The organism is Nocardiopsis sp. MT53 (genome assembly GCF_019598965.1).
GTDB classification, from domain to species: Bacteria; Actinomycetota; Actinomycetes; order Streptosporangiales; family Streptosporangiaceae; genus Nocardiopsis; species Nocardiopsis changdeensis.
This window is the reverse complement of the sequence record NZ_CP080599.1, coordinates 5,401,405-5,426,412: the sequence shown is the minus strand read 5'-3', so window position 1 is coordinate 5,426,412 and position 25,008 is coordinate 5,401,405. Positions and strand designations below refer to the sequence as shown.

24 protein-coding genes and 1 CRISPR repeat array are annotated in these 25,008 nt (G+C 74.9%); of the genes, 12 read left to right on the top strand and 12 right to left on the bottom strand.

Annotation, left to right across the window (positions count from 1 at the left end; genetic code table 11):
• Positions 1–11 precede the first annotated feature (11 nt).
• Positions 12–1,565 (top strand): MFS transporter, encoded by a 1,554-nt coding sequence (locus K1J57_RS23940; RefSeq protein WP_220560886.1) that lies wholly within the window; start codon positions 12–14, stop codon positions 1,563–1,565.
• A gap of 164 nt (positions 1,566–1,729) precedes the next feature.
• Positions 1,730–2,362 (top strand): trimeric intracellular cation channel family protein, encoded by a 633-nt coding sequence (locus K1J57_RS23935; protein WP_220560885.1) that lies wholly within the window; start codon positions 1,730–1,732, stop codon positions 2,360–2,362.
• 7 nt (positions 2,363–2,369) lie between these two features.
• On the opposite strand, the gene K1J57_RS23930 is transcribed toward K1J57_RS23935, so the two are convergent.
• A complete protein-coding gene (locus K1J57_RS23930; RefSeq protein ID WP_220565741.1) occupies positions 2,370–3,287 on the bottom strand; it encodes a LysR family transcriptional regulator in 918 nt (305 codons plus the stop codon).
• A 97-nt stretch (positions 3,288–3,384) separates the two neighbouring features.
• On the opposite strand from K1J57_RS23930, the gene K1J57_RS23925 reads away from it, so the two are divergent.
• The 4 genes from K1J57_RS23925 (at position 3,385) to K1J57_RS23910 (ending at position 7,928) form a co-directional block, all read left to right on the top strand.
• The gene (locus K1J57_RS23925; protein ID WP_220560884.1) at positions 3,385–4,305 is read left to right on the top strand and encodes a threonine/serine dehydratase; all 921 of its coding nucleotides are present in this window, start codon (positions 3,385–3,387) and stop codon (positions 4,303–4,305) included.
• A 70-nt stretch (positions 4,306–4,375) separates the two neighbouring features.
• Positions 4,376–4,873 (top strand): ASCH domain-containing protein, encoded by a 498-nt coding sequence (locus tag K1J57_RS23920; protein ID WP_220560883.1) that lies wholly within the window; start codon positions 4,376–4,378, stop codon positions 4,871–4,873.
• A gap of 363 nt (positions 4,874–5,236) precedes the next feature.
• The gene (locus K1J57_RS23915; RefSeq protein WP_255646550.1) at positions 5,237–7,096 is read left to right on the top strand and encodes an FHA domain-containing protein; all 1,860 of its coding nucleotides are present in this window, start codon (positions 5,237–5,239) and stop codon (positions 7,094–7,096) included.
• 169 nt (positions 7,097–7,265) lie between these two features.
• Positions 7,266–7,928, top strand: coding sequence for a 1-acyl-sn-glycerol-3-phosphate acyltransferase (locus K1J57_RS23910; protein ID WP_220560881.1), 663 nt, complete (start codon positions 7,266–7,268; stop codon positions 7,926–7,928).
• On the opposite strand, the gene K1J57_RS23905 is transcribed toward K1J57_RS23910, so the two are convergent.
• The gene (locus tag K1J57_RS23905) at positions 7,910–9,187 is read right to left on the bottom strand and encodes an MFS transporter (RefSeq protein ID WP_255646549.1); all 1,278 of its coding nucleotides are present in this window, start codon (positions 9,185–9,187) and stop codon (positions 7,910–7,912) included. The two genes, K1J57_RS23910 and K1J57_RS23905, sit on opposite strands and share 19 nt — an antisense overlap.
• Positions 9,188–9,233: 46 nt before the next feature.
• On the opposite strand from K1J57_RS23905, the gene K1J57_RS23900 reads away from it, so the two are divergent.
• Positions 9,234–10,628, top strand: coding sequence for a PLP-dependent aminotransferase family protein (locus tag K1J57_RS23900; RefSeq protein WP_220560880.1), 1,395 nt, complete (start codon positions 9,234–9,236; stop codon positions 10,626–10,628).
• Positions 10,629–10,671: 43 nt separating this feature from the next.
• Here the strand turns inward: K1J57_RS23900 and K1J57_RS23895 are convergent, their stop codons facing one another.
• The 5 genes from K1J57_RS23895 to K1J57_RS23875 all read right to left on the bottom strand — a co-directional run bounded on the left by K1J57_RS23895 (position 10,672) and on the right by K1J57_RS23875 (position 16,564).
• Positions 10,672–11,232, bottom strand: a complete 561-nt coding sequence (locus tag K1J57_RS23895; protein ID WP_220560878.1) for a TIGR03086 family metal-binding protein — start codon at positions 11,230–11,232, stop codon at positions 10,672–10,674.
• Positions 11,233–11,316: 84 nt separating this feature from the next.
• Positions 11,317–13,398 carry a xanthine dehydrogenase family protein molybdopterin-binding subunit gene (locus K1J57_RS23890; protein WP_220560876.1) on the bottom strand — a complete coding sequence of 694 codons (2,082 nt, stop codon included), beginning with the start codon at positions 13,396–13,398 and terminating at the stop codon, positions 11,317–11,319.
• Complete coding sequence (locus K1J57_RS23885) at positions 13,395–14,387, bottom strand: xanthine dehydrogenase family protein subunit M (protein WP_220560874.1); 993 nt, start codon at positions 14,385–14,387, stop codon at positions 13,395–13,397. The genes K1J57_RS23890 and K1J57_RS23885 overlap by 4 nt, the downstream gene beginning before the upstream one ends.
• Positions 14,384–14,911, bottom strand: coding sequence for a (2Fe-2S)-binding protein (locus tag K1J57_RS23880; protein WP_220560872.1), 528 nt, complete (start codon positions 14,909–14,911; stop codon positions 14,384–14,386). Before K1J57_RS23880 ends, K1J57_RS23885 begins: the two co-directional genes overlap by 4 nt.
• A gap of 171 nt (positions 14,912–15,082) precedes the next feature.
• Positions 15,083–16,564 carry an MDR family MFS transporter gene (locus K1J57_RS23875; RefSeq protein ID WP_370634498.1) on the bottom strand — a complete coding sequence of 494 codons (1,482 nt, stop codon included), beginning with the start codon at positions 16,562–16,564 and terminating at the stop codon, positions 15,083–15,085.
• Positions 16,565–16,837: 273 nt separating this feature from the next.
• Here K1J57_RS23875 and msrA point away from each other — a divergent pair, with 273 nt between their 5' ends.
• Entirely contained in the window at positions 16,838–17,347 is a 510-nt protein-coding gene (gene msrA, locus K1J57_RS23870) for a peptide-methionine (S)-S-oxide reductase MsrA (RefSeq protein WP_220560870.1), read from the top strand.
• Positions 17,348–17,416: 69 nt separating this feature from the next.
• Here the strand turns inward: msrA and K1J57_RS23865 are convergent, their stop codons facing one another.
• Positions 17,417–17,911 (bottom strand): hypothetical protein, encoded by a 495-nt coding sequence (locus tag K1J57_RS23865; RefSeq protein WP_220560869.1) that lies wholly within the window; start codon positions 17,909–17,911, stop codon positions 17,417–17,419.
• A 241-nt stretch (positions 17,912–18,152) separates the two neighbouring features.
• Positions 18,153–18,599, bottom strand: coding sequence for a hypothetical protein (locus K1J57_RS23860; RefSeq protein ID WP_220560868.1), 447 nt, complete (start codon positions 18,597–18,599; stop codon positions 18,153–18,155).
• A 224-nt stretch (positions 18,600–18,823) separates the two neighbouring features.
• Here K1J57_RS23860 and K1J57_RS23855 point away from each other — a divergent pair, with 224 nt between their 5' ends.
• The 3 genes from K1J57_RS23855 to K1J57_RS23845 are packed head-to-tail and all read left to right on the top strand — an operon-like array spanning position 18,824 to position 19,831.
• Complete coding sequence (locus K1J57_RS23855) at positions 18,824–19,150, top strand: PadR family transcriptional regulator (RefSeq protein ID WP_220560867.1); 327 nt, start codon at positions 18,824–18,826, stop codon at positions 19,148–19,150.
• Positions 19,147–19,503 carry a DUF1048 domain-containing protein gene (locus K1J57_RS23850; protein WP_220560866.1) on the top strand — a complete coding sequence of 119 codons (357 nt, stop codon included), beginning with the start codon at positions 19,147–19,149 and terminating at the stop codon, positions 19,501–19,503. The genes K1J57_RS23855 and K1J57_RS23850 overlap by 4 nt, the downstream gene beginning before the upstream one ends.
• A 1-nt stretch (position 19,504) precedes the next feature.
• The gene (locus K1J57_RS23845) at positions 19,505–19,831 is read left to right on the top strand and encodes a DUF1048 domain-containing protein (protein WP_220560865.1); all 327 of its coding nucleotides are present in this window, start codon (positions 19,505–19,507) and stop codon (positions 19,829–19,831) included.
• Positions 19,832–19,892: 61 nt separating this feature from the next.
• Here K1J57_RS23845 and K1J57_RS23840 read toward each other — a convergent pair whose 3' ends face one another.
• From K1J57_RS23840 to K1J57_RS23830, 3 genes are all read right to left on the bottom strand, one after another.
• The gene (locus K1J57_RS23840; protein ID WP_220560864.1) at positions 19,893–20,654 is read right to left on the bottom strand and encodes a phytanoyl-CoA dioxygenase family protein; all 762 of its coding nucleotides are present in this window, start codon (positions 20,652–20,654) and stop codon (positions 19,893–19,895) included.
• A 122-nt stretch (positions 20,655–20,776) separates the two neighbouring features.
• Positions 20,777–21,988: an FAD-dependent monooxygenase gene (locus K1J57_RS23835; protein WP_220560863.1), complete on the bottom strand. Its 1,212-nt coding sequence runs from the start codon at positions 21,986–21,988 to the stop codon at positions 20,777–20,779.
• Positions 21,985–22,554 (bottom strand): TetR/AcrR family transcriptional regulator, encoded by a 570-nt coding sequence (locus K1J57_RS23830; protein ID WP_220560861.1) that lies wholly within the window; start codon positions 22,552–22,554, stop codon positions 21,985–21,987. The genes K1J57_RS23835 and K1J57_RS23830 overlap by 4 nt, the downstream gene beginning before the upstream one ends.
• A gap of 163 nt (positions 22,555–22,717) precedes the next feature.
• A CRISPR array of direct repeats spans positions 22,718–23,722; the repeat unit is 29 nt; unit sequence GGGACCATCCCCGCGTGCGCGGGGAGCAG.
• Positions 23,723–23,952: 230 nt separating this feature from the next.
• Here K1J57_RS23830 and K1J57_RS23825 point away from each other — a divergent pair.
• The gene (locus K1J57_RS23825) at positions 23,953–24,594 is read left to right on the top strand and encodes a gamma carbonic anhydrase family protein (protein WP_220560860.1); all 642 of its coding nucleotides are present in this window, start codon (positions 23,953–23,955) and stop codon (positions 24,592–24,594) included.
• Positions 24,595–25,008: the final 414 nt, after the last annotated feature.

Sequence of the window (25,008 nt, the reverse complement as noted above, 5' to 3'; positions counted from 1 at the left end):
GAAGGTTCACGATGCCACTCGATGCCTCTCCCCGGGCGACCGCCCGGACCTGGACGGGCCTGGCGGTCCTGATGGCGCCCACGGTGCTGCTGTTCCTGGCGATGACCGTCCTGTTCCTGGCCACCCCCTACATCGCCGCCGACCTGGGGCCCACCGGCGGCCAGCTGCTGTGGATCAACGACGTCTACGGCTTCGTCATGGCCGGGTTCCTGGTCACCATGGGCACGCTCGGCGACCGGGTGGGGCGGCGCCGCCTGCTGCTGGCCGGCGCGGCGGTGTTCGCGCTCGCCTCGGTGGGGGCGGCCTACGCCCCGAGCCCCGAGATCCTCATCGCCGCACGCGCCCTGATGGGCCTGGGCGCGGCCGCGATCATGCCCGCCACGCTGTCGCTGATCACCGTGATGTTCACCGACCCGCGCCAGCGCGGCACGGCGATCGGCCTGTGGGCGGCGTCGGTGTCGGCCGGTGTGGCGCTGGGCCCCCTGGTGGGCGGCCTGCTGCTGGAATCCCTGTGGTGGGGCGCGGCGATGCTCATCGGCGTCCCGGTGATGGCCCTGGTGCTGGTCGCGGTGCCGTTCCTGGTGCCGGAGTACCGCGCCCCGGTCGCCGGGCGGCTGGAGCCGCTGAGCGTGCTGCTGTCGCTGGCCGCGCTGCTGCCGTTCGTGTACGGCGTCAAGAAGCTCGCCGAGGAGGGCTGGGAAGCTCTTCCGTTGACGGCCCTGGCCGCCGGCGCGGTCTTCGGGGTCCTGTTCGTGCGGCGCCAGCTCAGGGCGGCCGACCCGCTGCTGGACGTGCGGCTGTTCGCGAACCGCGTGTTCAGCGGGTCGCTGGTGGTGTTCCTGCTGGCGGCCGTGGGCATCGGCGGCGTGTACCTGCTGTTCACCCAGTACCTGCAGCTGGTGGCGGAGCAGTCGCCGCTGCGGGCCGGGCTGTGGATCCTCCCGGCGGCGGTCCTGCTGGTGATCGTCTCGACGGTGACCCCGGCGATCGCCCGCCGGGTGCGGCCCGCCTACGTGATCGCCGCCGGCATGGCGCTGTCGGCGGCCGGGTACCTGATGCTGACCGGGGTGGACGCCGCGGGCGGGCTGCCGCTGCTGGTCGCCGCGTTCTACGTGCTCTACCCGGGTGTCGCCCCGGCGATGGCGCTGGTGCCGGGGCTGGTCGTCGGCGCGGCCCCGCCGGAGAAGGCCGGTGCGGCCTCGGCGGTCAACACGACCGCCAGCGACCTGGGCACCTCGCTGGGCGTGGCGCTGCTGGGCAGTGTGGGCACCCTGGTCTACCGGGCCCGCATGGAGGGCGCCGGGGAGGAGGCCGGCCGGACGCTGCCGGGGGCGCTGGAGACGGCGGCGGGCCTGCCGCAGGAGGCGGGCGCGGCGCTGGCGGAGTCGGCGCGGGCCGCGTTCACCGACGGGCTGAACACGGCGGCGTGGGCGGCCGCCGCCCTGGCGGTGCTGGGCGCGGTGCTGGCGCTGGCCCTGCTGCGCCGGGTCCCCGCCACCGGGGCGGCCGAGGCCGCCGGGACCGCTGCGGCGGAGTCGGCGGAGAAGGAGGCCGCCGGGCGCTGAGCCGGGGGTCCCGGGCCCGCCGCGGGGAGGACGTCCCCGCGGCGGGCCCGGCCGCGTCCCCTGCGGAGTGCGGCGCGTCACTCCCGCGAACGCGGGTGCGCGCGGCCCGGGCGTGGTGAAATGACCGGTCGGCACACCGCTCTCACCAGGGACCCGCGCTCCATATGTCCACGCAGACCATCCTCCTGATCCTCGACCTCGTCGGGATCTTCGCCTTCGCCGTCGACGGGGCCCTCACCGCCATCCGCACCGCCCGGGTGGACATCGTGGGCGTCCTGGTCCTGGGGCTGGTGACCGCCATCGGCGGCGGCATCATCCGGGACGTGCTGCTGGGGGTGACCCCCGCGACGTTCCAGGACTGGCGGTACGTGACCGTGGCCCTGGCGGGCGGGATGGTGGCGTTCTTCCTGAGCTCCCGGCTCACCCGGCTGACCAAGCCGATCCTGCTGTTCGACGCCGCGGGCCTGAGCCTGTTCGTGGTCATCGGGGCGGCCAAGGCGATCGAGCTGGGCTTCGGGCCGTTGCAGGCGGTCCTGCTGGGGGCGATCACCGGGGTGGGCGGCGGCACCATCCGCGACGTGCTGCTCAACCGGGTGCCGACGGTGCTCAGCGCCAACTCGCACCTGTACGCGATCCCGGCGCTGCTGGGCGCGGGGACGGTGTCGGTGGCGCACGTGCTCGGGTTCGACGCCGGGTGGGTGGCGGTGGTCGGCGCGCTGCTGTGCTTCACGATCCGGGTGCTGGCCCTGCGCTACCGGTGGAACGCGCCGCGCCCGCCGGGCGTCCCGCCGCTGTAGCGGACGCTCACGGGGCGGGCGCCTCCTCCAGGGCGCGGGCGGCGACCCCGCGCAGGGTGGCGACCAGCTCCGGCAGCGGTTCGGGGGGCCTGCGCCGGTGCACCACGTACACCTCGCGGGCCAGCCGGGCGCCGAGCAGCGGCCGGCTCACCCAGCCGCCGCGGCGGGCGGCGCCCAGGATGGTGGAGGGGATCAGCGCCACCCCCACGCCCACCTCGATCAGGGCCAGGGCCACCTCGTAGTCGCGGGTCTCGTAGGTGACGGTCGGCTTCACCCCGGCGGCCGCGGCGGCCGCGTCCAGGGTGGTGCGGTTGGCGATGCCCGGGGCGCCGCAGATCCACTCCTCCCCCGCAAGGTCGGCCAGGGACATGGGCCGGTCGGCGATGGGGTGCCCGGCCGGGGCCACCACCATGAGCGGGTCCACGAGGATGCGCTCGCGGTGCAGGCCCGAGGCGCGCGGCAGCGGGACCGCCGGGTAGCGGTGGGTGACGAGCACGTCGAGTTCGCCGGAGGTGACCAGGTCGTGGCCGCCGGGGGGCTCGATGTCGGCCAGGGACAGGCGCACGTTCGGGTGGGCGCGGCCGAACGCGGCCAGGGTCTGGGGCAGCAGGATCTGGCCCGCGCTGGCGAACGCCCCCAGGGACAGGTGGTCGGGCGGGGTCCCGGCGTGGGCGCGGACGGCCGCCTCGGCGTCGCGGAGCTCGCCCAGGACGCGTTCGCCGTGTTCGAGCAGGATCCTCCCGGCGCCGGTGAGGGTGGCCCCGGTGCGGCCGCGCTCCACCAGCACCGCGCCGACCTCGCGCTCCAGTTTGGTGAGCTGCTGGGACAGGGCGGGCGGGGTGAAGGAGAGGCGTTCGGCGGCGGCGGAGATGGAGCCGGCGTGCGCGATCTCCACGAGTACGCGCAGGCGGTTGGCGTCCAGCACGGCGGCCTCCTGGGACAAGGGTCGGGGCAAAGTTCTGCTTAAGGTTCCTTAGCAGACCCAACTTTAAGTTAATCGTGGGTAGCGGCAGCATGGTGCCATGACCACGACCGCGCACGCCGTGCCCACGGCCACCGACGTCCGTGCCGCCGCCGAACGCATCGCGCCCTACGCCCGCCGCACCCCGGTGATGCACACCGAGGTCGACGGCAGGCCCGTGACCCTGAAGCTGGAGCACCTCCAGCTCACCGGCGCGTTCAAGCTGCGCGGCGCGCTCAACGCCCTGCTCGGCGGCGGCCCCGTCGACCGGGTGATCACCGCCTCCGGCGGCAACCACGGGCTGGGGGTGGCCACCGCGGCCCGCCTGCTCGGGGTGCGCGCCACCGTCTACGTGCCCGAGACCGTCCCCGAGGCCAAGGCGGCGCCGCTGGCCGCCACGGGTGCCGAGGTCGTCCGGGTGGGCGAGCACTACGCCGTGGCCGCCGAGGCCGCCCGCGCGCACGCGGACCGGGAGGGCATCCGCTACCTGCACGCGTTCGACGACCCGCTGGTGGTCGCGGGCCAGGGCACCCTGGGCCTGGAGATCGCCGCCGACGCGCCCGAGTGCGACACCGTCGTGGTGGCGGTGGGCGGCGGCGGACTGGCCGCCGGGGTGCGGCTGGGCGCGGACGGGCGCGAGGTCGTGGGGGTGGAGCCCGAGGGCTGCCGGAGCCTGCACGCGGCCATGGACGCGGGCCGTCCGGTGCAGACCCCCGTGGACTCGGTGGCGGCGTCCGCGCTGGGCGCGTCGGTGCTGGGCCGGGTGCCGTTCGAGGTGCTGCGCGACAACCCGATCACCCGGAGGCTGGTGAGCGACGCCGAGATCGTCGCCGCCCAGGACCGGCTGTGGTCGGAGTTCCGCATCGCCACCGAGCCCGCCGCCGCGGTGCCCTTCGCCGCCTGGCTGGCCGGCAGGGTGCCGGGCGAGCGGCCCTGCCTGGTGGTGTGCGGCGCCAACGCCCGCTGGGACCGCGTGGGCTGACCCCCGCCGGCCGCCCGTGCGCCGCGCCCCGGGGGCGCGCGGTCCGGTCCGGGCGTGGGAGCCTGGTCCGATGGAGAACGCACCCGTCGACCGGACCGCCGCCCTGCGCCTGTGGGAGGAGTACCGGTCGGCCAGGCCCGACCTGGCGACCGACCCGGAACCCCCGTCCGTGGAGTACTTCGGCGACCACCCCGAGCTGACCGACGAGCTGCTGGGGCTGGTCCTGGCCGGGACCAAGCGGGCCACCGCCGCGCTGGCCGTCGAGTTCGCCGCCGCGGGCGACCCGCTGCCCAGGGTGGGCGGCCACTGGATCGCCTGCGACTCCTCCGGGCGCCCGCGCGTGGTCCTGCGCAGTACCGAGCTGCGGCTGGGCGGGTTCGCGAGCGCGGACGCGGCGTTCGCCCGCGACGAGGGCGAGGGCGACCTGTCCCTGGAGTACTGGCGCGAGGGGCACCTGCGGTACTGGCGGCGGGTGTGCCGCGGCCTGGGCCTGGAATGGGACGAGGACAGGGAGATCGTCTTCGAGCGGTTCTCGGTGGTCTGGCCGCCGGAGCACGCCGACGGCTGACCCGCTGCCCGCGGCCCCGTGCGCGCGGACGCGTCCCCGGGTCGGGCGCCCGAAGGAATTCCACCGAACGGCGGCGGGCGAATGCGGCGTCACATCCTCCCCATTCGCCCCAGGCCGGGAAAAGGACTTCCGCCTCACAGGTCCGTGAGCTGCGGTTTCGCGCCCACGTGGCCGAAACTGCGGACGGCGCACAGGGGCTCGAAAAAGACCGATTACAGCGCCGGGTTCCGGTCCTTCCGAATATACGAAGCAGAGGTTTTTTCCGTAATATTCCGATCCGAATGCCCGGCGGTCGCATCCTACGCAGGGAATCGGCCCCAGGTCGTTCATCCCCCGTCACCCCCTGCACAGAGAGAAGCAGCCGTGTCCTTCGAGATCGTCGGAACCGAGGGCGCCCTCTGCGGGCACCGCTTCCCCGTCGGCGACGCGCCGGTGACGTTCGGCCGCCACACCGACAACACCGTGGTCTTCCCCGGCCGCGCGGTCTCCCGCTTCCACGCCGAGCTGCGGCGGGAGGGGGAGAACCACGTCCTGCGCGACCGCGGCAGCAGCAACGGCACCCTCGTCAACGGCGAGCGGGTCACCGAGCACCTGCTGCTGCCCGGCGATCTCATCGCCATCGGCGAGGAGACGTTCCGCTGGGAGGCGGCCGAGACCCCGGGGGCGCCCTCCGACCTGCCGGTGACCCAGATGTTCGTCCGGCCCGAGGTGTTCTCCGGGCCCGTCCTGAACGTCGCCGTGTCCGGCGGCGGCCCCGTCGGGCTGGCCTTCGCCCTGCTGCTGGACCACCTGCTGGGCCCGCAGGTGTCGGTGACCGTGTACGACTCCCGCTGGACCCGCGAGGACGGCCGGGTCGTGTGGAAGGACGAGCGGCAGGGCAACGTCCGGCGCCGGCAGGTGGTGACGATCCAGAGCCGCCAGTTCCTCAACCTGTCCGAGGAGATGCGCGAGCGGCTGTTCGCCCCCGGCGAGTACACCGAGATGTGGCCCTCGGGCGCCGACTCCATCGGCGGCCTGGGGCCGCGCAACATCCGCATCGCGCGCATCGAGGACGTGCTGCTGCGGATGTGCGGCGAGCGGCCCGACCGCATCCGGCTGGTCCCGGAGAAGTTCGACGTGACCGCGCCCGGGGCGCTGGAGGGCCGGCACGTGCTGGCCGTGTGCGAGGGGTCGCGCTCGCGCACCCGCGAGCACCTCACCGGCCGCTTCGGGCAGGCCGACAGCGGCATCTACTCGCTGGACGGCGAGCACGTGGAGGACGTGGTGCTGGGGCTCCAGGTGCGGTCGGCCCTGTCGGACCCGGCGACCGTGCTGCTGACGGTCGCCCAGAACCGGTTCCTGCTCAACTCGCTGCGCGGCGAGGGGTTCCTCAACATGCGCCTCACCGACGAGGAGGCGCAGGAGGTCGTGGGCATCGACCCGGTCCGGCGGTCGTTCGAGCAGTGCATCGGCTCCCGCCCGTGCGTCATGGACCGCGACGGGGACGGCGACTTCGCCTGCTCCACCCACAGCACCCTGTTCCTGCCCGCCCTCGTCAAGGGGTCGAAACTGTGGAAGCGGGTGCGTCAGGGGCTGGAGTTCTTCGCGGTCCCCGAGGAGGACCTGAGCGCCGTCACCGCGTTCCGGCTGAGCATGGTGCAGCGGCCGCGGTTCACCGCCCAGCTGCGGGCGGAGACCCCCGCCTCCCCCGGCACCTACGGGTTCCTGCTGGGGGACGCCGCCAACGCCATCCACTTCTGGCCCGGGCGCGGCCTCAACAGCGGGCTGGCCTCGGCGATCTCGCTGGCCCGCTCGCTGAGCAGCGCCTGGAACGGGCGCCCCTTCCGGGACGCGGACTTCATCCGCCACGAGGCGGCCATGTCGATGCTCCAGTACCGGCACAAGAGCCGGGCCTGGAAGGCGATGGTGGCCAGCGACGAGGACGGGGTGACGAGCACGGTCAAGGAGCTGATCGCCCGGAGCCTGGCCGGGGAGGGCGCCGGGCGCGAGGCCGACACCGAGGTGCTCATGGAGCGGCTGGGGTCGATCCGGTCCCGGCTGGCGGGCCGGATCGAGGGGCTGCCCGACGACGGGGCCCTGCGCGAGCACCTGGCCCGGCTCACCGACGAGACCCTGCGTTCGCTGGTCGCCGGGGGTCCGTGGGACACTCTCACGGTGGGCGGCGAGGAGGTCGACATCGACATCTTCTACCGCGAGGAGGCGGCCCAGCCCGCACGGGCGTGACGCACGGGGCGGAGCGGGGCGCGGTGCGGAACATGACCGCGGATGCGCCCTGTTCGTCCGCGTCGTCCCTGTTCGGTGACCTGCGGCACTCTCTCCGGCGGAACCGCTCATTACCCGTGGGTCACCCTTACCATCGGGTTCGACCACCACCCTGAGTGAGGGAGACCACGTGCTCTACGATGTGCTGCGGCAGACGGCGTCACTCCTGGCCCGGTCCCTGTGCCGCCCGACCATCGAGGGCCGCGAGAACGTCCCCACGACCGGGCCGGTGCTGCTGGCCAGCAACCACCTGTCCTTCGTGGACAGCGTGGTGATCCCGCTGTCGGTGACCCAGCGCCGGGTGCGGTTCCTGGCCAAGAGCGACTACTTCGAGGGCAAGGGGATCAAGGGCCGGGTCACCGGCACCGTGTTCGGCGCGCTGGGGGCCATCCCGGTGGAGCGGCGCAACGCCCGCGACGCCCTGGTGTCCCTGGACGTGATGCTGGAGCGGCTGCGCGAGGGCGAGGCCTGCGTGATCTACCCCGAGGGCACCCGCTCCAAGGACGGCCGCCTGTACCGGGGCCGCACCGGCGTGGCGCACCTGGCCCTGGAGTCCAAGGCCCCGGTGGTCCCGGTGGCGGTGGCGGGCACCCAGGAGGTCCAGCCGATCGGGGCGTCGATGCCGCGGCCGCGCCCCTTCACCGTGCGCTTCGGGAAGCCGCTGGACTTCTCCACCGGCTACGACCACCTGGCCCCCGGCAAGGCCCGCCGCGAGATCACCGACCGGGTGATGGACGCCATCCACTCCCTGTCCGGGCAGGAGCGGGCGGACCACTACAACTCCGTGGGCTGACCCGGCGCCTGCCCGGGGCCGGGGCGCCCGTGCGGGAGGTCCCGGCGGACCGGGCGGGCCAGCAGGGCGAGTCCGGCGGCGGCCGCCGCCATCGCCGCGCCCACCGCCGTCCAGCCCCAGGCCCCCGCGGCCAGGACGAACGGCAGCAGCGCCGCCGACCCGGCGATGCGCGCCACCGAACCGGCCATCCCGAACACGGCCTGGTGCCTGGCCTGGAGCGCGGCCGGCACGTCGCGCAGGGCCAGGTGCCAGGCGGGCGGCCCGCCCGCCACCTCGCCGACGGTGATCAGCACGATCCCCGCCAGGACGAGGGCGGTGGCCGCGGCCGCGCCGCCCGCCCCGGCCGCACCGAGGAGCACGCACCCGCCCGGCAGGGCGGCGGCCGCCCACAGCGCCGACCGGGCCGCCGCCGCGTCCGAGACCACGTGGTCGGCCCAGGGGCGCTGCACGGCCAGGACCAGCACCGTGTTCAGGCCCAGCGCCACCGCGGGGACCCACCCGGGGGCGCGGGTCCCCTGGGCCGCCCACAGCGGCAGGATCACCGACAGCACGGGCAGGCACAGCTGCACCACCGACGTCAGCGCGGTGACCGCCAGCAGCCGCCGGTCGCCCAGGGCGGCCGAGATCCGGCGGTCGCGGCCCGCCGCCGCGGAGTCGGCCGGGTCCGCGGGCATCCCCGCCAGCAGCAGCGCGCAGCCGAGCACCACGAGCGCCCCGCCCCCGTACAGGAGCGTGAACCCGGCGTCGGCGCCCGCGGCCAGCACCAGCGCGCCCAGCACCGTCCCGGCGCCCATGCCCGCGTTGAGCAGGGTGTGCATCCTCCCCCGGGCGGCCACCCGGGCCCGGGGCTCCACCCGGGCGGCCACCACCGCCTGGCGGGCGGCGCCCAGCCCGGTCTGGGCCACCACGAACACGACCGCGCCGACCGCGTACGTCCACGGCCCGTCCGCCACCGCGTAGACGGCCAGGGACGCCCCCACCAGGCAGGTGAAGCCCACCGCCGCCCGGCGCGCCCCGACCGCGTCGGCCAGGGCCCCCAGGGGCACCGCCGCCACCAGGGCGGCCAGGTTGCCCGCCCCCAGGACCAGGCCGATCCAGGGGACCGGCACCCCCACCCGGGTGCCGAAGTACAGCACCGCCGTGGCCAGCACCGCGCCGTCGACCACCGCTCCGACCGCCTGCGCGGCGTACATCCGCCGCAACCCGCCGTCCCGGGCGGCCCGCAGGGCGGCGCCGGCCGGGTTCGTTCCCGTGTTCACGGGTCGAGGCTACGGAGCGATCGGCCCACCGCTACAGTGCGATCCCATGGAGAGAACATGGGCCATTTCCGGGATCGATCTGCACGTGGAGGTCGGCGGGACCCGGGTGGCCCGGTCCCTGGAGCGGGAGCTGCGCGCCGCCGTCACCGGGGGGCGCCTGCCCGCCGGGACCCGGCTGCCGTCCTCGCGCACGCTCGGCGCCGACCTGGGCATCGCCCGCAACACCGTGGCCGAGGTGTACGGGCGGCTGGCCGCCGAGGGGTGGCTGGAGTCGCGTGTGGGGGCGGGCACCTGGGTGGCCCGCCGCCCCGGGCCGCCGCCCGCGGGCGCCGACGCCGAGCCACCGCCGCCGCCCGCCCTGGACCTGCGCGGCGGCATCCCCGACCCGTCGGCGTTCCCGCGCGGGGAGTGGGCGGCGGCGCTGCGCCGGGCCGTGGAGTCCGCGCCCGCCGACGCCTTCGACTACCCCGACCCGCGCGGGGCGGCACCGCTGCGCGAGGCCCTGGCGGGGTACACGGCGCGGGCGCGCGGCGTGCGCGCCCGCGCGGAGAACGTGGTGGTGGGGCACGGTTTCGGTGACCTGCTGGCGCTGCTGTGCCGGGCGCTGGCCCGGCGCGGGGCCCGGCGCATCGCGGTGGAGGCGTACGGGCACGGGCGGCACCGGCGCATCGCGGCCGCCCACGGGCTGGAGCCGGTACCGGTGCCGGTGGACGCCGACGGCGCTGACGTGGCGGCGCTGGAGGGGCTGGATGTGGGGGCGGTGCTGCTCACCCCGGCCCACCAGTTCCCGACGGGGGCGGTGCTCTCACCCGAGCGGCGCCGGGCGCTGGTGCGGTGGGCGCAGCGGCGGGACGCCCTGGTGCTGGAGGACGACTACGACGGCGAGTTCCGCTACGACCGCCGGGCGGTGGGCGCGGTGCAGGCGCTGGCCCCCGACCGCGTCGTCTACCTGGGCACGGCCAGCAAGTCGCTGGCCCCGGGCCTGGGGACGGCCTGGGCGGTGGCGCCCGCGGGGCTGGTGCCCGAGCTGGTGGGGCTGCGCGAGCTGTCGGGGGCGGGCCACCACGTCCCGGGGCAGCTGGCGCTGGCGGACCTGATCACCTCGCACCGCTACGACCTGGCGGTGCGCCGGGCCCGGGCCGTCCACCGGGACCGGCGGCGGGCGGTGGCCGCGGCCGTCGCCGGGCTGCCCGGCTGCTCCCTGTCGGGGCCCGAGGCGGGGCTGCACTGCCCGCTGGAGCTGCCCGCGGGGGTGTCGGAGGCGGCCGTGTCGGCCGAGGCTGCGCGACGGGGGCTGGCGCTGGAGGGGCTGGCCTCGTTCGGGTCCGGTGCGCCGGAGCGGGGTCCGGCGATGGTGATCGGCTACGGTGCGCCCCGCCCGCACCTGTTCGCCCCCGCCCTGGCCGCGGCCGTCGCCGCCGTGGCCGCCCACCTGCCCTGAGCGCACACGCCGGGAGCGGTGGCGGCCCCGGCCCGCGGCGGGGTCACAGCGCGCGGCCGGCCAGGGCCAGCAGGCGCTCCTGGGTCCCGGCCTCCTCCCCCACCTCCACGGGCGCGTCGAACATCGGCCCCGGGCCGAAGTCCTGGCGCCGGGCCCAGCCGTAGAGCTCGGCGACCAGGTCGGGGTCCAGGTTCTCGTCGGCGCCCAGCGCCCGGGCCAGGTCCCAGGCGTGCACGCCCAGGTCGAAGGTCATCTGCCACAGGTACAGCTCCGCCGGGGCGTCGCCGAACGACAGGTGGACGGTGCGGTTCTGCGCGGAGGGCGCCAGCCAGGCGGTGCGGGCCTCCCGGGCCGCCACCTCCCAGACGGCGAGCGGCTCCTCGCCCAGGACGTCGCCGTCGAAGCGGTCGCCGACCTCCTCGGGGGTGCGGCCCTCCAACAGCGGCGGCACCCACAGCTGCTCGGTGGTCAGGTGGTCGACCAGATCGTGGACGTCCCAGTCGGAGCAGGGGGTGGGCAGCGCCCAGTCGGTCATCCGGATCAGGCGCACCCGCCGGTCGAACTCCTCCAGGGCGGTGCCGTGCAGGTCGATCAGCCGTTCCATGTCGGTTCCCTCCGCTGTGTCCGGTCGCTCAGGGCCGTCTACCCGCCCCGGGGCCCCGGGACACCCGGCGGCCCCGTCCCGCCCTCAGCCCGCGAACCGGTCCGGGGTGAGCGGCAGGTCCCTGACGCGGACCCCGGTGGCGTGGTGGGCGGCGTTGGCGATGGCCGCCGCGGTGCCGACGATGCCGATCTCCCCGACCCCGCGCAGCCCCAGGGGGCCGGCCGAGGGGTCCTCGCCCTCCAGCCAGTGGGCCTCCACCTCGCCCACGTCGGCGTTGACGGCGACGTGGTACTCGGCGAGGTCGGCGTTGACCACGTGCCCGAAACGGGGGTCCAGGACGCTGCGCTCGTGGAGCGCCATCGACATCCCCATGACCATGCCGCCCACGAACTGGGAGCGCGCGGTGCGCGGGTTGACCACCCGGCCCACCGAGAACACCCCCAGCATGCGCGGCACCCGGACCTCCCCGGTGTCGGCGTCCACCCGCACCTCGGCGAAGTGGGCCCCGAACGAGGCCACCGCGCGGCCCGGCGCCACCGTGTCCTCCGGGGCCGCGGCGCGGGCCCGGGCCCCGGGCCGGGGGTCGGCCCCGTGCTCCTCCCGGAAGGCCGCCGCGGCGGCGAGCACGGCCGCGCTCCAGGACGCGGTGCCGCTGGAGCCGCCGGCCACCGTGGCCGGGGGCAGGTCGGTGTCGCCCAGGCGCAGCAGCACCTCCTCCACCGGCCGCTCCAGCGCCTGGGCCGCGATCTGCGTGAGCGCGGTGCGCGACCCGGTGCCGATGTCGGCGGCTCCGATGTCCACCGTGTAGCGGTCCCCGTCGTAGCCGATCTCGGCGGCGGAGCCGGGGTTGTACAGGTGCGGGTAGACGGCGGCGGCCACCCCGGTGCCCACCCTCCAGCGGCCCTCCCGGCGGGTCCCGGGCGCGGGGTCGCGGCCGGCCCAGCCGAACCGTTCGGCGCCCTCGCGCAGGCACCGGGCCAGCCGGCGGTCCGACCAGGGCTCGCCGGTGCGCGGGTCGGTCTCCGGCTCGTTGCGCAGGCGCAGCTCGACGGGGTCGATCCCGCAGGCCTGGGCCAGCTCGTCCATGGCCGACTCCAGGGCGTACATCCCGGGCGCCTCGCCGGGGGCCCGCATCCAGAAGGGGATGGGCACGTCGAGCGGGGCCAGGCGCTGGGTGGTGCGGCGGTGGGGCGCGGCGTACATCATGCGCGAGACCGCCGCGCTGCCCTCGGTGAACTCCTTGACCGTGGAGGTGTGCTCCACCGAGTCGTGGACCAGGGCGCGGATGCGGCCGTCGCGCTCGGCGGCCAGGCGCACCCGCTGGACGGTCGGTGTCCGGTGCCCGGCCAGGGAGAACATCTGCGGTCGGGTCAGCGCGAACTTGACCGGCCGGCCCGGCAGCTCCCGGGCGGCCATGGCGGCGAGGATGTTGTGCGCGTGCGCCGACCCCTTGGACCCGAACCCGCCGCCCACGTGCGGGGACACCACCCGGACCCGTGCGGGGTCCAGGCCGAGCACCCCGGCGACCGTCTCCCGGACCGGGTGGGCGCCCTGGGTGGAGTCGTACAGCGTCAGCCCGCCACCGTCGCCGTCCCACACGGCGACGGTGGTGTGGGGCTCCATGGGGTTGTTGTGCTCCATGGGGGTGCGGTAGGTGCGGTCGACGACGACCGGGGCCCGGGCCAGCTCGGCGTCGGGGTCGCCCTGCTCGGTGTCGGCCGGGTCGTCCTCGTCCTCGGGGCGGTACAGGCCCGGGTGGTCGGCGGTGAGGACCACGTCGTGCGGCTCGACCGCGTAGTCCACCCGCACCAGGGCGGCCGCCTCGCGGGCCGTCTCGGGGGTGTCGGCGACCACGGCGGCGACGAGCTGCCCGTGGAAGGCCACCCGGTCGGACTGCAGGACGGCGAACTCGCGGTCCTCGGTGTCCGCGAGGCGCTCGGCGGTGGTGTGGGTCAGCACGAGGCGGACCCCGTCCGTGCCGCGGGCGGCGGAGGCGTCGACGGAGGTGATCCGCCCCCGAGCGACGGTCGAGGTCACGGGGTGCAGGTACAGGGGGTCGGGCAGGGGGTGCTCGTAGGCGTAGGGCGCCCGGCCGGTGACCTTGTCGGCGCCCTCCAGCCGGGCGAGCGGCAGTCCCAGGGCGCGCGTTCCGTCCCGCCCGCTCACCGGTCCCCCTCCCCGGCCAGGTCGCGCAGCACGGCGGTGACGGTGGAGACCGCCAGCCCCGGTTTGAAGGCGTTGTCGGGCCCGGTGCGGGCGTCGGCGAGTTCGGCGCGGGCCGCCTCGCGGAAGGCGTCCTCGGTGGCGGGGCCGCCGGTCAGGGCCTCCTCGGCGCGGCGGGCGCGCCAGGGGGCGTGCGCCACGCCCCCCAGGGCCAGCCGGACCCGCCGCACGCGGCCGCCGTCGACCTCCAGCGCGGCGGCCACCGACACCAGGGCGAAGGCGAAGGAGGCCCGGTCGCGCACCTTGCGGTAGGCCGAGCGCTGCCCGCCGGGCGGGTCGGGCAGGTCCACCGCGGTGATGAGCTCCCCGTGCTCCAGCACGGTGTCGCGGTGCGGCTCCTCGCCGGGCAGGCGGTGCAGGCCGGGCATGGGGACGACGCGTTCGCCGCCGGGGCCCAGGACGCGCACCCGCGCGTCGAGGGCGGTGAGCGCCACCGCCATGTCCGAGGGGTGGACGGCGACGCAGTGGCGGGAGGCGCCCAGGACCGCGTTGTGGCGGCCGTGCCCCTCCAGTGCGGAGCACCCCGTCCCCGGTTCGCGCTTGTCGCAGGGGGTGGCGGGGTTCCGGAAGTAGGGGCACCGGGTGCGCTGGAGCAGGTTGCCGCCGGTGGTGGCGGCGTTGCGCACCTGCCCGGAGGCGCCCGAGAGCAGGGCGGCCGACAGCATCGGGTGGCGCCGGCGGACCAGGGGGTGGGCGGCCAGGTCGGCGTTGGGCGTCCCGGCGCCGATCCGCAGCCCTCCCCCGGGCAGCTCCTCGACGCCGTCGTCGAGCAGGGACCGCAGGTCGACGAGGCGGCCGGGGCGTTCGACGCCCAGCCGGAGGTGGTCGACCAGGTTGGTGCCGCCCGCCAGGTAGGCGGCCCCGGGATCGGCCGAGACCTCGGCGACCGCCGCGGCGGCGTCCGTCGGCCGGCTGTAGTCGAAGGGCCTCACCGTGCCGCCTCCTCGACCGCCTCGACGATGCGGGGGTAGGCCCCGCAGCGGCACAGGTTGCCGCTCATGCGCTCGCGGATCTCCTCGCGGTCCAGCGGGACCGGCGCCCCTTCCCCGGTATCCCCGGTGTCCCCGGTGTCCCCGGTGACGAGGCTGGGCCAGCCGCGGGCGGCCTCGTCGATGACGCCGACGGCCGAGCACACCTGCCCCGGGGTGCAGTAGCCGCACTGGAGGGCGTCGCGGTCGACGAAGGCGCGGGCCACCGGGTGCAGCCGGCCCGGCGGGGCCAGCCCGGCGGCGGTGGTCACCTCCGCTCCGTCGTGGGCGACGGCCAGCGCGAGGCAGGACAGGATGCGGCGGCCGTCCACCAGGACGGTGCAGGCGCCGCACTGCCCGTGGTCGCACCCCTTCTTGGGCGAGGTCTCCCCCAGCCGGTCGCGCAGGGCGTCCAGCAGCCCCGTGCGGGTGTCGACGGTGAGCTCGTGCTCGCGGCCGTCGACGTGCAGGGTGATCGTGACGTCCACTGCGGGTGCCCCCTCCGTGATCTGCGCGGCCGTGGGCGACGGCTCCCCACAGTCTGCGACGGGGGCACGGCGGAACGAAGCCGACACGGCGGGGGGAACCGATCCCGGCGTCCGGTCCCGGGCACGCGAACGGCCGGCTCCCGGTGGGGAGCCGGCCGTGGCGTGGTGCGGCTAGTGCGCGGCGGCGGCCGCCGGGACCTCCCCGGTGCCGGCGGCGGCGCGGCGCACGAAGAACGTGGCCGCGAACGCCAGCACCGAGATCGAGGCGCCGAGCAGGAAGGCGACGTGGATGCCGCCCGCCATGGCCTCGGTCTCCGGCAGGCCGTCGCCCAGGTAGCCGGCCGTGGAGGCCGCCATCACCGCGACGAACGCGGCCGTGCCCGCCGCGCCCGCGACCTGCTGCACGGTTCCGACGACCGCGCTGCCGTGCGAGTACAGCTGCGGGGTGAGCGACCCCAGGGCGCCGGTGAGCAGCGGCGTGAACATCAGGCCCAGGCCGATGGTGAGCATGACGTGGGTGGCGATGATGAACCCGAGCGGGGTCTGGGTGTCGAACGTCGTCATCGCCCACAGGATCGCCGACACCAGCGCGGCGCCCGGGATGACCAGCGGCCGGGGGCCGAGCTTGTCGTAGAGGCGGCCGACGAACGGTGCGATCAGGCCCATGGTCAGGCCGCCCGGCAGCAGGGCCAGGCCGGTGGCCAGGGTGTCGTACTCCAGCACGTTCTGCATGTACAGCGGCAGCAGGATCAGCGTGCCGAACAGGGCCATGAAGCTGACCGCGACCAGCCCGATGGAGATCGAGAACTGGGTGGAGCGGAACACGCGCAGGTCCAGCAGGGCGCGCTCGTCGCGCTGGAGGCGGATCTGCCGCCACACGAACACCACCAGCGCCACCGCGCCGATGCCGATGGCCAGCTGCGGCGGGATCGGGCCGCCGCCGTGGCCGCCCAGGCTGGAGAAGCCGTACACCAGGCCGCCGAACGCGAACGCCGAGATCAGCACCGAGAACATGTCGATGGTGGAGGGGCGCGGCTCGGTGACGTTGCGGATGAACAGGGCGCCCAGGGTCAGGCCCAGGAGGGCGATGGGCAGCACCAGGCCGAACATCCAGCGCCAGTCCAGGACGCTGAGGATGAGGCCGGCCAGCGTCGGGCCGACGGCGGGCGCCACCGACATGACGATGGAGATGTTGCCCATGGTGCGGCCGCGCCGCTCGGCGGGCACGGTGTTGAGGATGGTGGTCATGAGCAGCGGCATCATGATCGCCGTGCCCACGGCCTGGACGACCCGCCCCATGAGCAGGAACGCGAAGCCCGGCGCCAGGAAGCACAGCAGGGTGCCCAGGGTGAACAGCGACATGGCGGCGATGAACACCTGCCGCACGTGGAAGCGCTGGAGCAGGTAGCCGGTCGCGGGGATCACCACGGCCATCACCAGCATGAAGGCGGAGGTGAGCCACTGCCCGGTGGAGACGGAGATGCCCAGGTCCTTGTTGAGCGCGGGCAGGGCCACGCCCATGATGGTCTCGTTGAGGATGACGACGAACGCCGAGACCAGGAGCAACGGGATGACCAGGCGGTCGGCGCGCGGCTCCGGCCCGGTGTCGGCGGTCTCCGGCGCGCGGTCGGATGGTGTGGGTGTCCCGGTCACAAGTGTCCTCTGTGGTTCGTGGTGTCCGTCAGTGCGCGGGGGATGCAGGCGGGGGATGCAGGGAGTGCAAATATTCTCTCCCGGAAAACTCCCAACCTTCCACATGTTTAGGACATTCCCGCTGCGGCGCTGTGTTCTACGGCATCCCCACCTGGGCGGGAGCGGGTCCGCGGCCGTGTGGCGGGGCCCGCACCCGCGCGCCCGGGGCGGCGGGAACTCCCCGCGGCCCGGAGGTGTTATGAAGGACGCCGCACGAAGAAAGGGTGGTCACAGATGACGACCGAGCGCGCCGTCCTGGCCGGAGGCTGTTTCTGGGGCATGCAGGACCTCATCCGCAGGCTCCCCGGGGTGGTCGACACCCGGGTGGGCTACACCGGGGGCGACGTCGAGAACGCGACCTACCGGAACCACGGGACGCACGCCGAGGGGATCGAGATCCACTTCGACCCGGAGCGGACCTCCTACCGGGAGCTGCTGGAGTTCTTCTTCCAGATCCACGACCCGACGACCCTGAACCGCCAGGGCAACGACATCGGGATGAGCTACCGGTCGGCGATCTACTACGTGGACGAGGACCAGAGGAAGGTCGCCGAGGACACCATCGCCGACGTGAACGCGTCCGGCCTGTGGCCGGGCCCGGTGGTCACCGAGGTCGAGCCGGCGGGGGCCTTCTGGGAGGCCGAGCCGGAGCACCAGGACTACCTGGAGAAGTACCCGAACGGGTACACCTGCCACTTCCCGCGGCCCGAGTGGCGCCTGCCCAGGCGCGGGGCCACCGCGTGAGGACGTGAAGCGAGGCCCGAGGGGCCCCGGCCGGACGGCCGGGGCCCCTCGGCGTTCCGGGAGGGCGTGTCAGCCGCCGACGAGCCCGGCCTCGGCCAGGGCGGCGTGGATGCGCTCGGAGGACAGCAGCAGCTCGCTCATGACCGCGGTGACCGAGGCGTCGGAGCCCGGCGGGATCTCGGTGACCAGGCCGCCCCACTCGGGGACGGGGACCACCAGCACCCACCAGGGCGAGGGCCGGCGGCCGTTCTCGTCGCGGCCGCGGTAGCGCAGCAGCAGGTGGTCGGGGCGGCCCAGCCCCCCGGGGCGGCTGAGGGAGGGCAGGGTGGTGCCCACCCCGGTGGAGAGGGAGGCGAGCATGTAGGAGCTGGAGGCCGACTGCTCGGCGCGCGCCGTGGCCGCCTCGTCGTCGGGGTGCCCGGCGTGGCCGAGGAGGACGCCGTCCAGGTCGAAGGCGGCTGTGTGCGCGGCCCCTGTGCGCGCTTCGAAGTCGGCCAGGAGTTCGCCGACCAGGGCGGGGGACTCGCCTCGCACGATGGGGCGCCCGTTCCGATTGTTGATCATGAGCGAACCTTAGAGTGACGGGAGGTGCAGGTGTGAACCAGGATTCCCGCAACCCCAGGGGTTCCCGAGGGCCCGGACCTGGGAATCCCACCCCCGTCGCACACAAAGGCGCAGCTCAGCGCACCTGTGATGGCGAAGTCACCGTTCGGAGCCGTTCGGTCGAAATTCCCTGATTCTTCCGGCTTTTCGGTCGTCCGTCCGGGTCCGCGGGCGGACGCCCGGTCCGCGCCGGGTGCGTTGGTCAGTCCTCGCGGGCCAGGCCCCGGGCGGCGGCCGAGGAGACGGCGAGCGCGACGGCGTCCTCGACGAGGGCCCCGGCGGTGTCCGGGCCGACGCAGCCCCACGCCTCGCGCCAGGCGACGCCCGCCCAGGCCCCCGCGGGGGCGGTGGCGCCCGCGATCAGGGCGGCGGGAAGGGCCGGGGCGCCCGCGGCGCGGGCCAGAAGGGCGCCGCCGGCGGCGGCGCTGGCGATGCGGGGGGCGAGCCCCGCCCAGCCCAGGCGGCTGGGGACTCCGGGGAGCTTGTCGCCGACGAACTCCGCGGCGGTGCCGAGCACCGTCAGGACGGTCAGCGCCCGGCCGCCCCAGGGGACGGTGCGCAGCGCGGTCCCCACGCCCAGGCTGGCCCGCGATCCGGCCGCCAGGCCCAGCAGGCAGGCCCGTACCGGGATGCCCTTCCGTTCCGTCATGGTGTCCTCCCCGTGCCGTGGTCCCGCAACCGATCCTGCGCCATGTCGGGCCCGAACGGCGGGAGCGCCTCGCCGGTCCGGCCGAGGTATTGCCGAGGGGGCGGCGACCGCGCCCGGACCCCGAGCCGGGTTCTCCCGTTCGCCTCACGTCCACCGCTACCTTGTGGTACTTTATAGTAGTACTCTGTGCCACGAAGTACCAGGAGGACTGAAGAGGACCTGCGATGGAAGACCTGACGGAGATGCTGAAGGGCACGCTCGAGGGCTGCGTGCTGGAGATCATCGGCGGCGAGGAGACCTACGGGTACGCCATCACGCGGCGGCTGAACGAGCTCGGCTTCGCCGACGTCGTCGAGGGGACGGTCTACACCATCCTGCTGCGCCTGGAGAAGAACGGCCTCGTCCAGGTGACGAAACGGCCCTCCGGGGTGGGGCCGCCGCGCAAGTTCTACGCGCTCAACGACGCGGGGCGGGCGCAGCTCGCCACGTTCTGGGCCAAGTGGGACTACGTCTCGGACCGGATCGAGAAGCTCAGGAAGGACGGGAGATGAACCTCTGGGAGACGGTGACGGGCAGCGACCTCACCCGGGAGTGGAAGGCGTTCGAGGCCCGGGCCGCGGCCCTGCCGGCCGGCCACCGGGAGGCGTGGGAGCAGATCAAGGCCCACCTGTACCCCTACTCGGACTTCTCGGGACGCAACCTGATGCCGATCTTCGACGGCGCCCTGGGGCTGCTGGAGGAGACCGCGGCGGACGGGCAGGACGTCCGCGACGTCCTGGGCGACGACGTCGCGGGCTTCTGCGCGGCGCTGGCCGGCGGGGAGGGGGCTCGGAGCCACCGGGACCGGTGGCGCGAGCAGTTGAACCGGAACGTCGCGAGGAAACTGGCCCGGCTGGGAGGCTGACATGGGCGTCCAGGACATCATCGAGGGCAAGCGGCAGTGGCGCGCGCACGTGGCGCGGGTCAAGGCGCTGCCGCCGGACTACCAGATCGTCTACAAGGAGATCCAGAGGTACTACTTCAAGGTCGGGCCGGTCGGCCTGGCCGAGGGGGACCTGCTCTCGGGGATCGTCGACTTCTTCGAGGAGGGGGCCGCAGCGGGCACCGGGGTCATGGACCTCATCGGCCCCGACGTCGCCGCCTTCTGCGACGACCTGATCAAGGACACGCCGACCTACGCGGACCTCTACCAGGCGTCCGCGGCCGAGGGCTCCGGCTCCCCCGGCGCGTGAACCCGCGCCCGGGGCGGCTGCCGCGCGGCCCGGTGGACAACGCCCCCCGGGCCGCCGCGGGTCAGCCGTCGCGGAGCGCCTCGATGACGGCGCGCTCCACCGGGGTGGGGTGCTCGGCCTCGAGGTCGAGCTCCCCCACCGGGAGCAGCGGGGGCTGGGCCATGAAGCGCGGCACGGAGCCCCGGTGCGGCTGCGCGCTGTGCACGAGGAACGGGTGGCACAGGAACACGTCGCCCGCCTCTCCGGTGGCCAGTGCCTCCGGCCGTCCCTCACTGACAGGTACCGCCTCGCCGCACAGGTCCATGAACTCGCGCCCCTCGTCGCCCGCGTCGGCCAGCAGCCGGGGCAGGTCCCGGTGCGAGCCCACCCGGATGCGCGTGGGTGCGTCGTCGGGCCCCACGTCGGAGAACAGGAAGAGCATCAGCAGCGCGCGCCCGCGCGAGCGGAGGTTGATCCGGGCCTCCCCCTGCTCTCCGGCGAACGAGGCGTCGAGGTGCCAGCCGGCGTCCCCGGGGTCCTCCTCGCTGGGAAAGCGCACGGGGAACGTGCCCAGCCCGCCGGGCCGCTGCCAGCGCCCCTCCCCCACCAGCGCGTCGAACGCCTCGAGCAGCGCGGGGGCGCACGCGGCCTCGCGGAACGGCGGGTCGTGGTAGCCGCCGAGCCGGATGACCGGCCGGGTCCAGGTGGCCGGGTCGCCGGGGTCGCAGTCCAGGTCGGCCCACAGCAGCTCCCTCCCCCGGTCGGCGAGTTCGCGGGGGAACGCGCCGCGCAGGGCGACGTACCCGTCCCGGACGAACGCCTCGACGTCGCGCTCGGACAGCATGTGCGGTCTCCTCTCACCACGGTCGCGGGGCGGCGTGCCCCGTCCGCGGGAAACGCTATGCGGTGCCCGGGCGGCGCGACCCGACAGTCGGCGTGCGCGTTCGGTCGGGTCCCGGCCGGGGCTCAGGGGGCGGTGCGCTCGCCCGGGGAGGCGGAGGCCAGGTCGCCGATCACCCGGCTGGGCTTGCCCGACACCGCCGAGGCCACCAGGCGGTCCACCCCGGGCAGGGCCGACAGCCGCAGGACCAGGCGGCGCAGCCGGAGGCGCAGCGCGGTGTCGGGGAGGAACCAGGAGGTCCCGGTGAGGGCCGCGCGCTGGCGCTCCTCCACCACGGGCCGCCACCGCGCCTCGTAGCGCTCCAGCCCCTCGCGCAGGGTGGGCGCCCCGGCGAGTTCCTCGGCCAGGACGAACGCCCCGCCCACGCCCATCGAGGCGCCCTGGCCCGCGAGCAGCGACACCGCCTGGCAGGCGTCCCCGAGGAGCACCACCCGGCCCCGGGACCAGGAGTCCATCCGCACCTGGGCGACGTGGTCGTAGTAGACCTGCGCGGGCTCGGGGCACAGCTCCAGCGCCCGGGGCACCTCCCAGCCCAGGCCCGCGCAGGCCTCGCGCAGGGCCCGGCGGGGGTCCTCGGGCAGGGTGGTGTCCCGAGTCCGGTGCACGGTGAAGACGGCGACCTTGGACCCCTCCAAGGCATAGAACCCCATCTGGGCGCCGAGGCTGTCGGTGAGCAGGAAGCGCTGCCGGGTGCGGGCGTGCAGGGCGGCGTCCTCGAAGACGAAGGCCCCGGTGTGGAAGCCCAGGTGGTGCAGGTAGTCCTCCTCCGGGCCGAAGACCAGGCTCCGCACGGTGGAGTGGATGCCGTCGGCTCCGGCGAGCAGGTCGGCCTCCAGGACGCGGCCGTCGGACAGCCGCGCCGCGACGCCGTCGGGGTGCTCCTCCACACCCGTCAGGGCAGTGCCGTAGACCAGGTCCACATTGGACGGGAGGGACTCGCGCAGGGCCAGTTCCAGGTCGGGGCGCATGATCGAGACGACGGAGCCGCCCAGGGCCTCGGCGAAGCGCTGGAAACCGACCGAGGCGCGGCGGCGGCCCCGCTCGTCGACCAGGACGGCCTCGGAGAAGTCGTGGCCGAGTTCGCGCAGGCGGGGCAGCAGGCCCATGATCCGGGCGGCGTCGTAGCCGGGGCCGAAGAAGTCGATCATGTAGCCCTGGGGGCGCGGGCCGGGGGCGCGTTCGACGACGGTGACCCGCCAGTCGTGGTGGGCCAGGCGCCGGGCCAGGGCCAGGCCGGCGATCCCGGCTCCGGCGATGACGGCGTGGGGTGTGCTCATCGTGACTCCTCAACGGCTCCGACGAGGAGCCTGCGCAGAACGGGGACGACGGTCTCGGCGGTCAGGGAGGGGTCCAGGGGGCGGTGCAGCATGAGCCCGTCCACGGCCGAGGCGAGAACGCGGGCGGTGGTGTCGGGGTCGGGGACGCCGGCGGCGCGCATCCAGTCGGCGAGCAGGTCGCGGAAGTCGGCCAGCAGGCGGGTGAGGGCCTGGTGCAGTTCCGCGTCGCGCCCGGCGGCGAGGTAGGTCTCGATGAAGAGGACCGAGGTGGGGTCGTCGCCGGAGTAGGCGTCCAGCTTGCCGAGCATCAGGTCGAGGCCCTCTCGGGCGGTGGTGCCGGGGAGGTGGGCGGCGCCTTCGAGGACGACGCCGGACATGGTGCGCAGGGCGGCCTCGTTGAGCAGGGCGCGCAGGGAGGAGAAGTGGTAGTGGACCAGCCCGGGCCCCACCCCGGCCCGCTCGGCCAGGACCCGGGTGCTCACCCCCGCCCAGCCCCGCTCCGCGATGAGCTCCGCCGCGGCGGCCAGCAGGCGCTCCCGCACCTCCTGCGCTCGCTGTGTGGTCATGCGTCCTCCTGAACCAGTTTTTGGGCGATCGCCTTGGACGAGTGCCCAAATCCGAGCATGCCACATGTCGGGGGCGCTCGTACACCCCCGTGGCCGTACGGGGCCATCCGCAAGGCCCTGCCCTCACGCCAGGCAGGCCCCTCACCCACATCCGGGCCCAGCCCACAAGCCCCCCGCATGCGTGGGGAGCAGATGATGCGCAGCGACCAGGTGAAGGTCGTCGCGGGACCATCCCCGCGTGCGCGGGGAGCAGATACATGAGTGACACACAAGTGCGCAGATAAGGGGACCATCCCCGCGTGCACGGGGAGCAGCCTGCATCAGGGGGTGGTCGTCGAACTGCATGGGGACCATCCCCGCGTGCGCGGGGAGCAGCACCTGCTCCGGTCTCGGGTCGTTCCCGACCCGGGACCATCCCCGCGTGCGCGGGGAGCAGCCCGCCGGTGGGGTTCCGGTGGCCGGGTTCGGGGGACCATCCCCGCGTGCGCGGGGAGCAGACCCCCGACGAACCGCTCGTGCTCACCCTGAGGGGACCATCCCCGCGTGCGCGGGGAGCAGTCCAAGACCGCTTCGTTGAGCTGCGCGGCACGGGGACCATCCCCGCGTGCGCGGGGAGCAGCCGTAGGCGTCCACGGCTTCCTGGATCGCCGTGGGACCATCCCCGCGTGCGCGGGGAGCAGCTCCAGACCGGGTCGACACCGGGGACGTTGCAGGGACCATCCCCGCGTGCGCGGGGAGCAGGCGTTGTAGGCGGCGGTCCGCGCCTGGTGGACGGGACCATCCCCGCGTGCGCGGGGAGCAGTTTGGAGTCCTACTCGCCGGTAATTTGGAGTAGGGACCATCCCCGCGTGCGCGGGGAGCAGTCGTAGACGGTGCCCGCCCGGTCGACCAGGAAGGGACCATCCCCGCGTGCGCGGGGAGCAGCTCGGTCACGGTGTCGTCTCTCCGGTCTGGTGGGGACCATCCCCGCGTGCGCGGGGAGCAGGGCACCGTCTACCGGGTGTTGAGTGCCGAGGCGGGACCATCCCCGCGTGCGCGGGGAGCAGGCCATGCAACCCAACCTCAACCCGTCTTCAGGGGGACCATCCCCGCGTGCGCGGGGAGCAGTGGAGGCGGTCGGCCTCCTGCCGGGTGGCGGGGGGACCATCCCCGCGTGCGCGGGGAGCAGAGTAAATGACCTGCGCGGATACCCCTGGGAACAGGCCGATTTTATGACTTTTCAAGAAACGGACAAAACGCCCGGCCTTGCTCGGTGGGCTCTCAGGGGTTTCTACCGGATGGATCGGGTCCGGGCAATGGGAGCCGTGGATCGGCAGGCGGCGGGCGGCACGGATACCGGCGAACGCGGCGTCTGAAATCCGCCAGCGCTCCTGCGCCCCCTTGGTCGACAATCCGCTCATGACCGTTGGAGCACAGGGGATCCGCATCCGGCATCGCGGCCAAGAGCCGCAGGTCCATCCCACCGCCTACGTGGCCCCCACGGCCACGCTCGTGGGTGACGTCCGTGTGGGCCCCAGAGCCCGGGTGATGTACGGCGCGGTGCTCGACTCCGAGGGGTCCCGGATCGAGGTCGGGGAGGCCGCCGTAATCTGCGAGAACGCGGTGTTGCGCGCGTCCGCGGTCGCCGGTGACCAGCCGGTGCTCGTCCACGACCACGTCTTCGTCGGGCCGCACGCCACGCTGCTGGGCTGCGAGGTCGGCAGGTGCGCCTATGTGGCGACCGCGGCAACGGTCCTTCAGAGCGCCCGGTTGGGGGCCGGCGCGGTCGTCGCCGTGGGCGCACTCGTCCATGCGCGCACGGTGGTGCCGGACGAGTTCTTCGTGCCGCCGCACACCGTGGCGCTCGACGCGCCGCTGCGGCTGCTGGCCCCGGGCGATCCGGAGCTGGCGGAGGCCATCGGGAGGGTGGGCTTCGCGAAGGCGGCGTTCGGCGTCGACGCGGAGTGGGCCGACCGGATCAGCCGGTACGAGCGCATCGCGGAGGTGCGCGTCGCCGAGTTCGGCACGCACGCGAACGACGAGGTCCTGAACCCCGACTAGTGCCGCGTTCCTCCCCCTGTGCCGTGGTGAAGCGATGCGCTGCCCGGGTACCCCTCCGGCCGTGCGGTCTTCTCCGTCTGTGGTGTTCCTGGTGGCGATGGGTTGAGCCACGGGAACGCATCCGCCCGCCGGGCCCGTCCGCGCCGCGGTGGCATGGCCCCGCCGTTCTCCGCTCCCGAACGCCGCCGGTCACGCGGTACCCGCGCCGGGCCGACCACCGACGGCGCGCACCCTCGGGGCGGGGAGCGCCCTGCCGGTTCGCGGTCGCCTGTGCGCCCTCACCGAAGGGGGCCGAGACGCGGTTCGCCGAGATCGCCGCCCGTCACCTCATGCAGAAGGCTCGGGAGTCGTGTCCGTCGTCCCGGCTCCCGTATGCACGGGGAGCATTCACGAACAACCTTCTGGCACATTTAT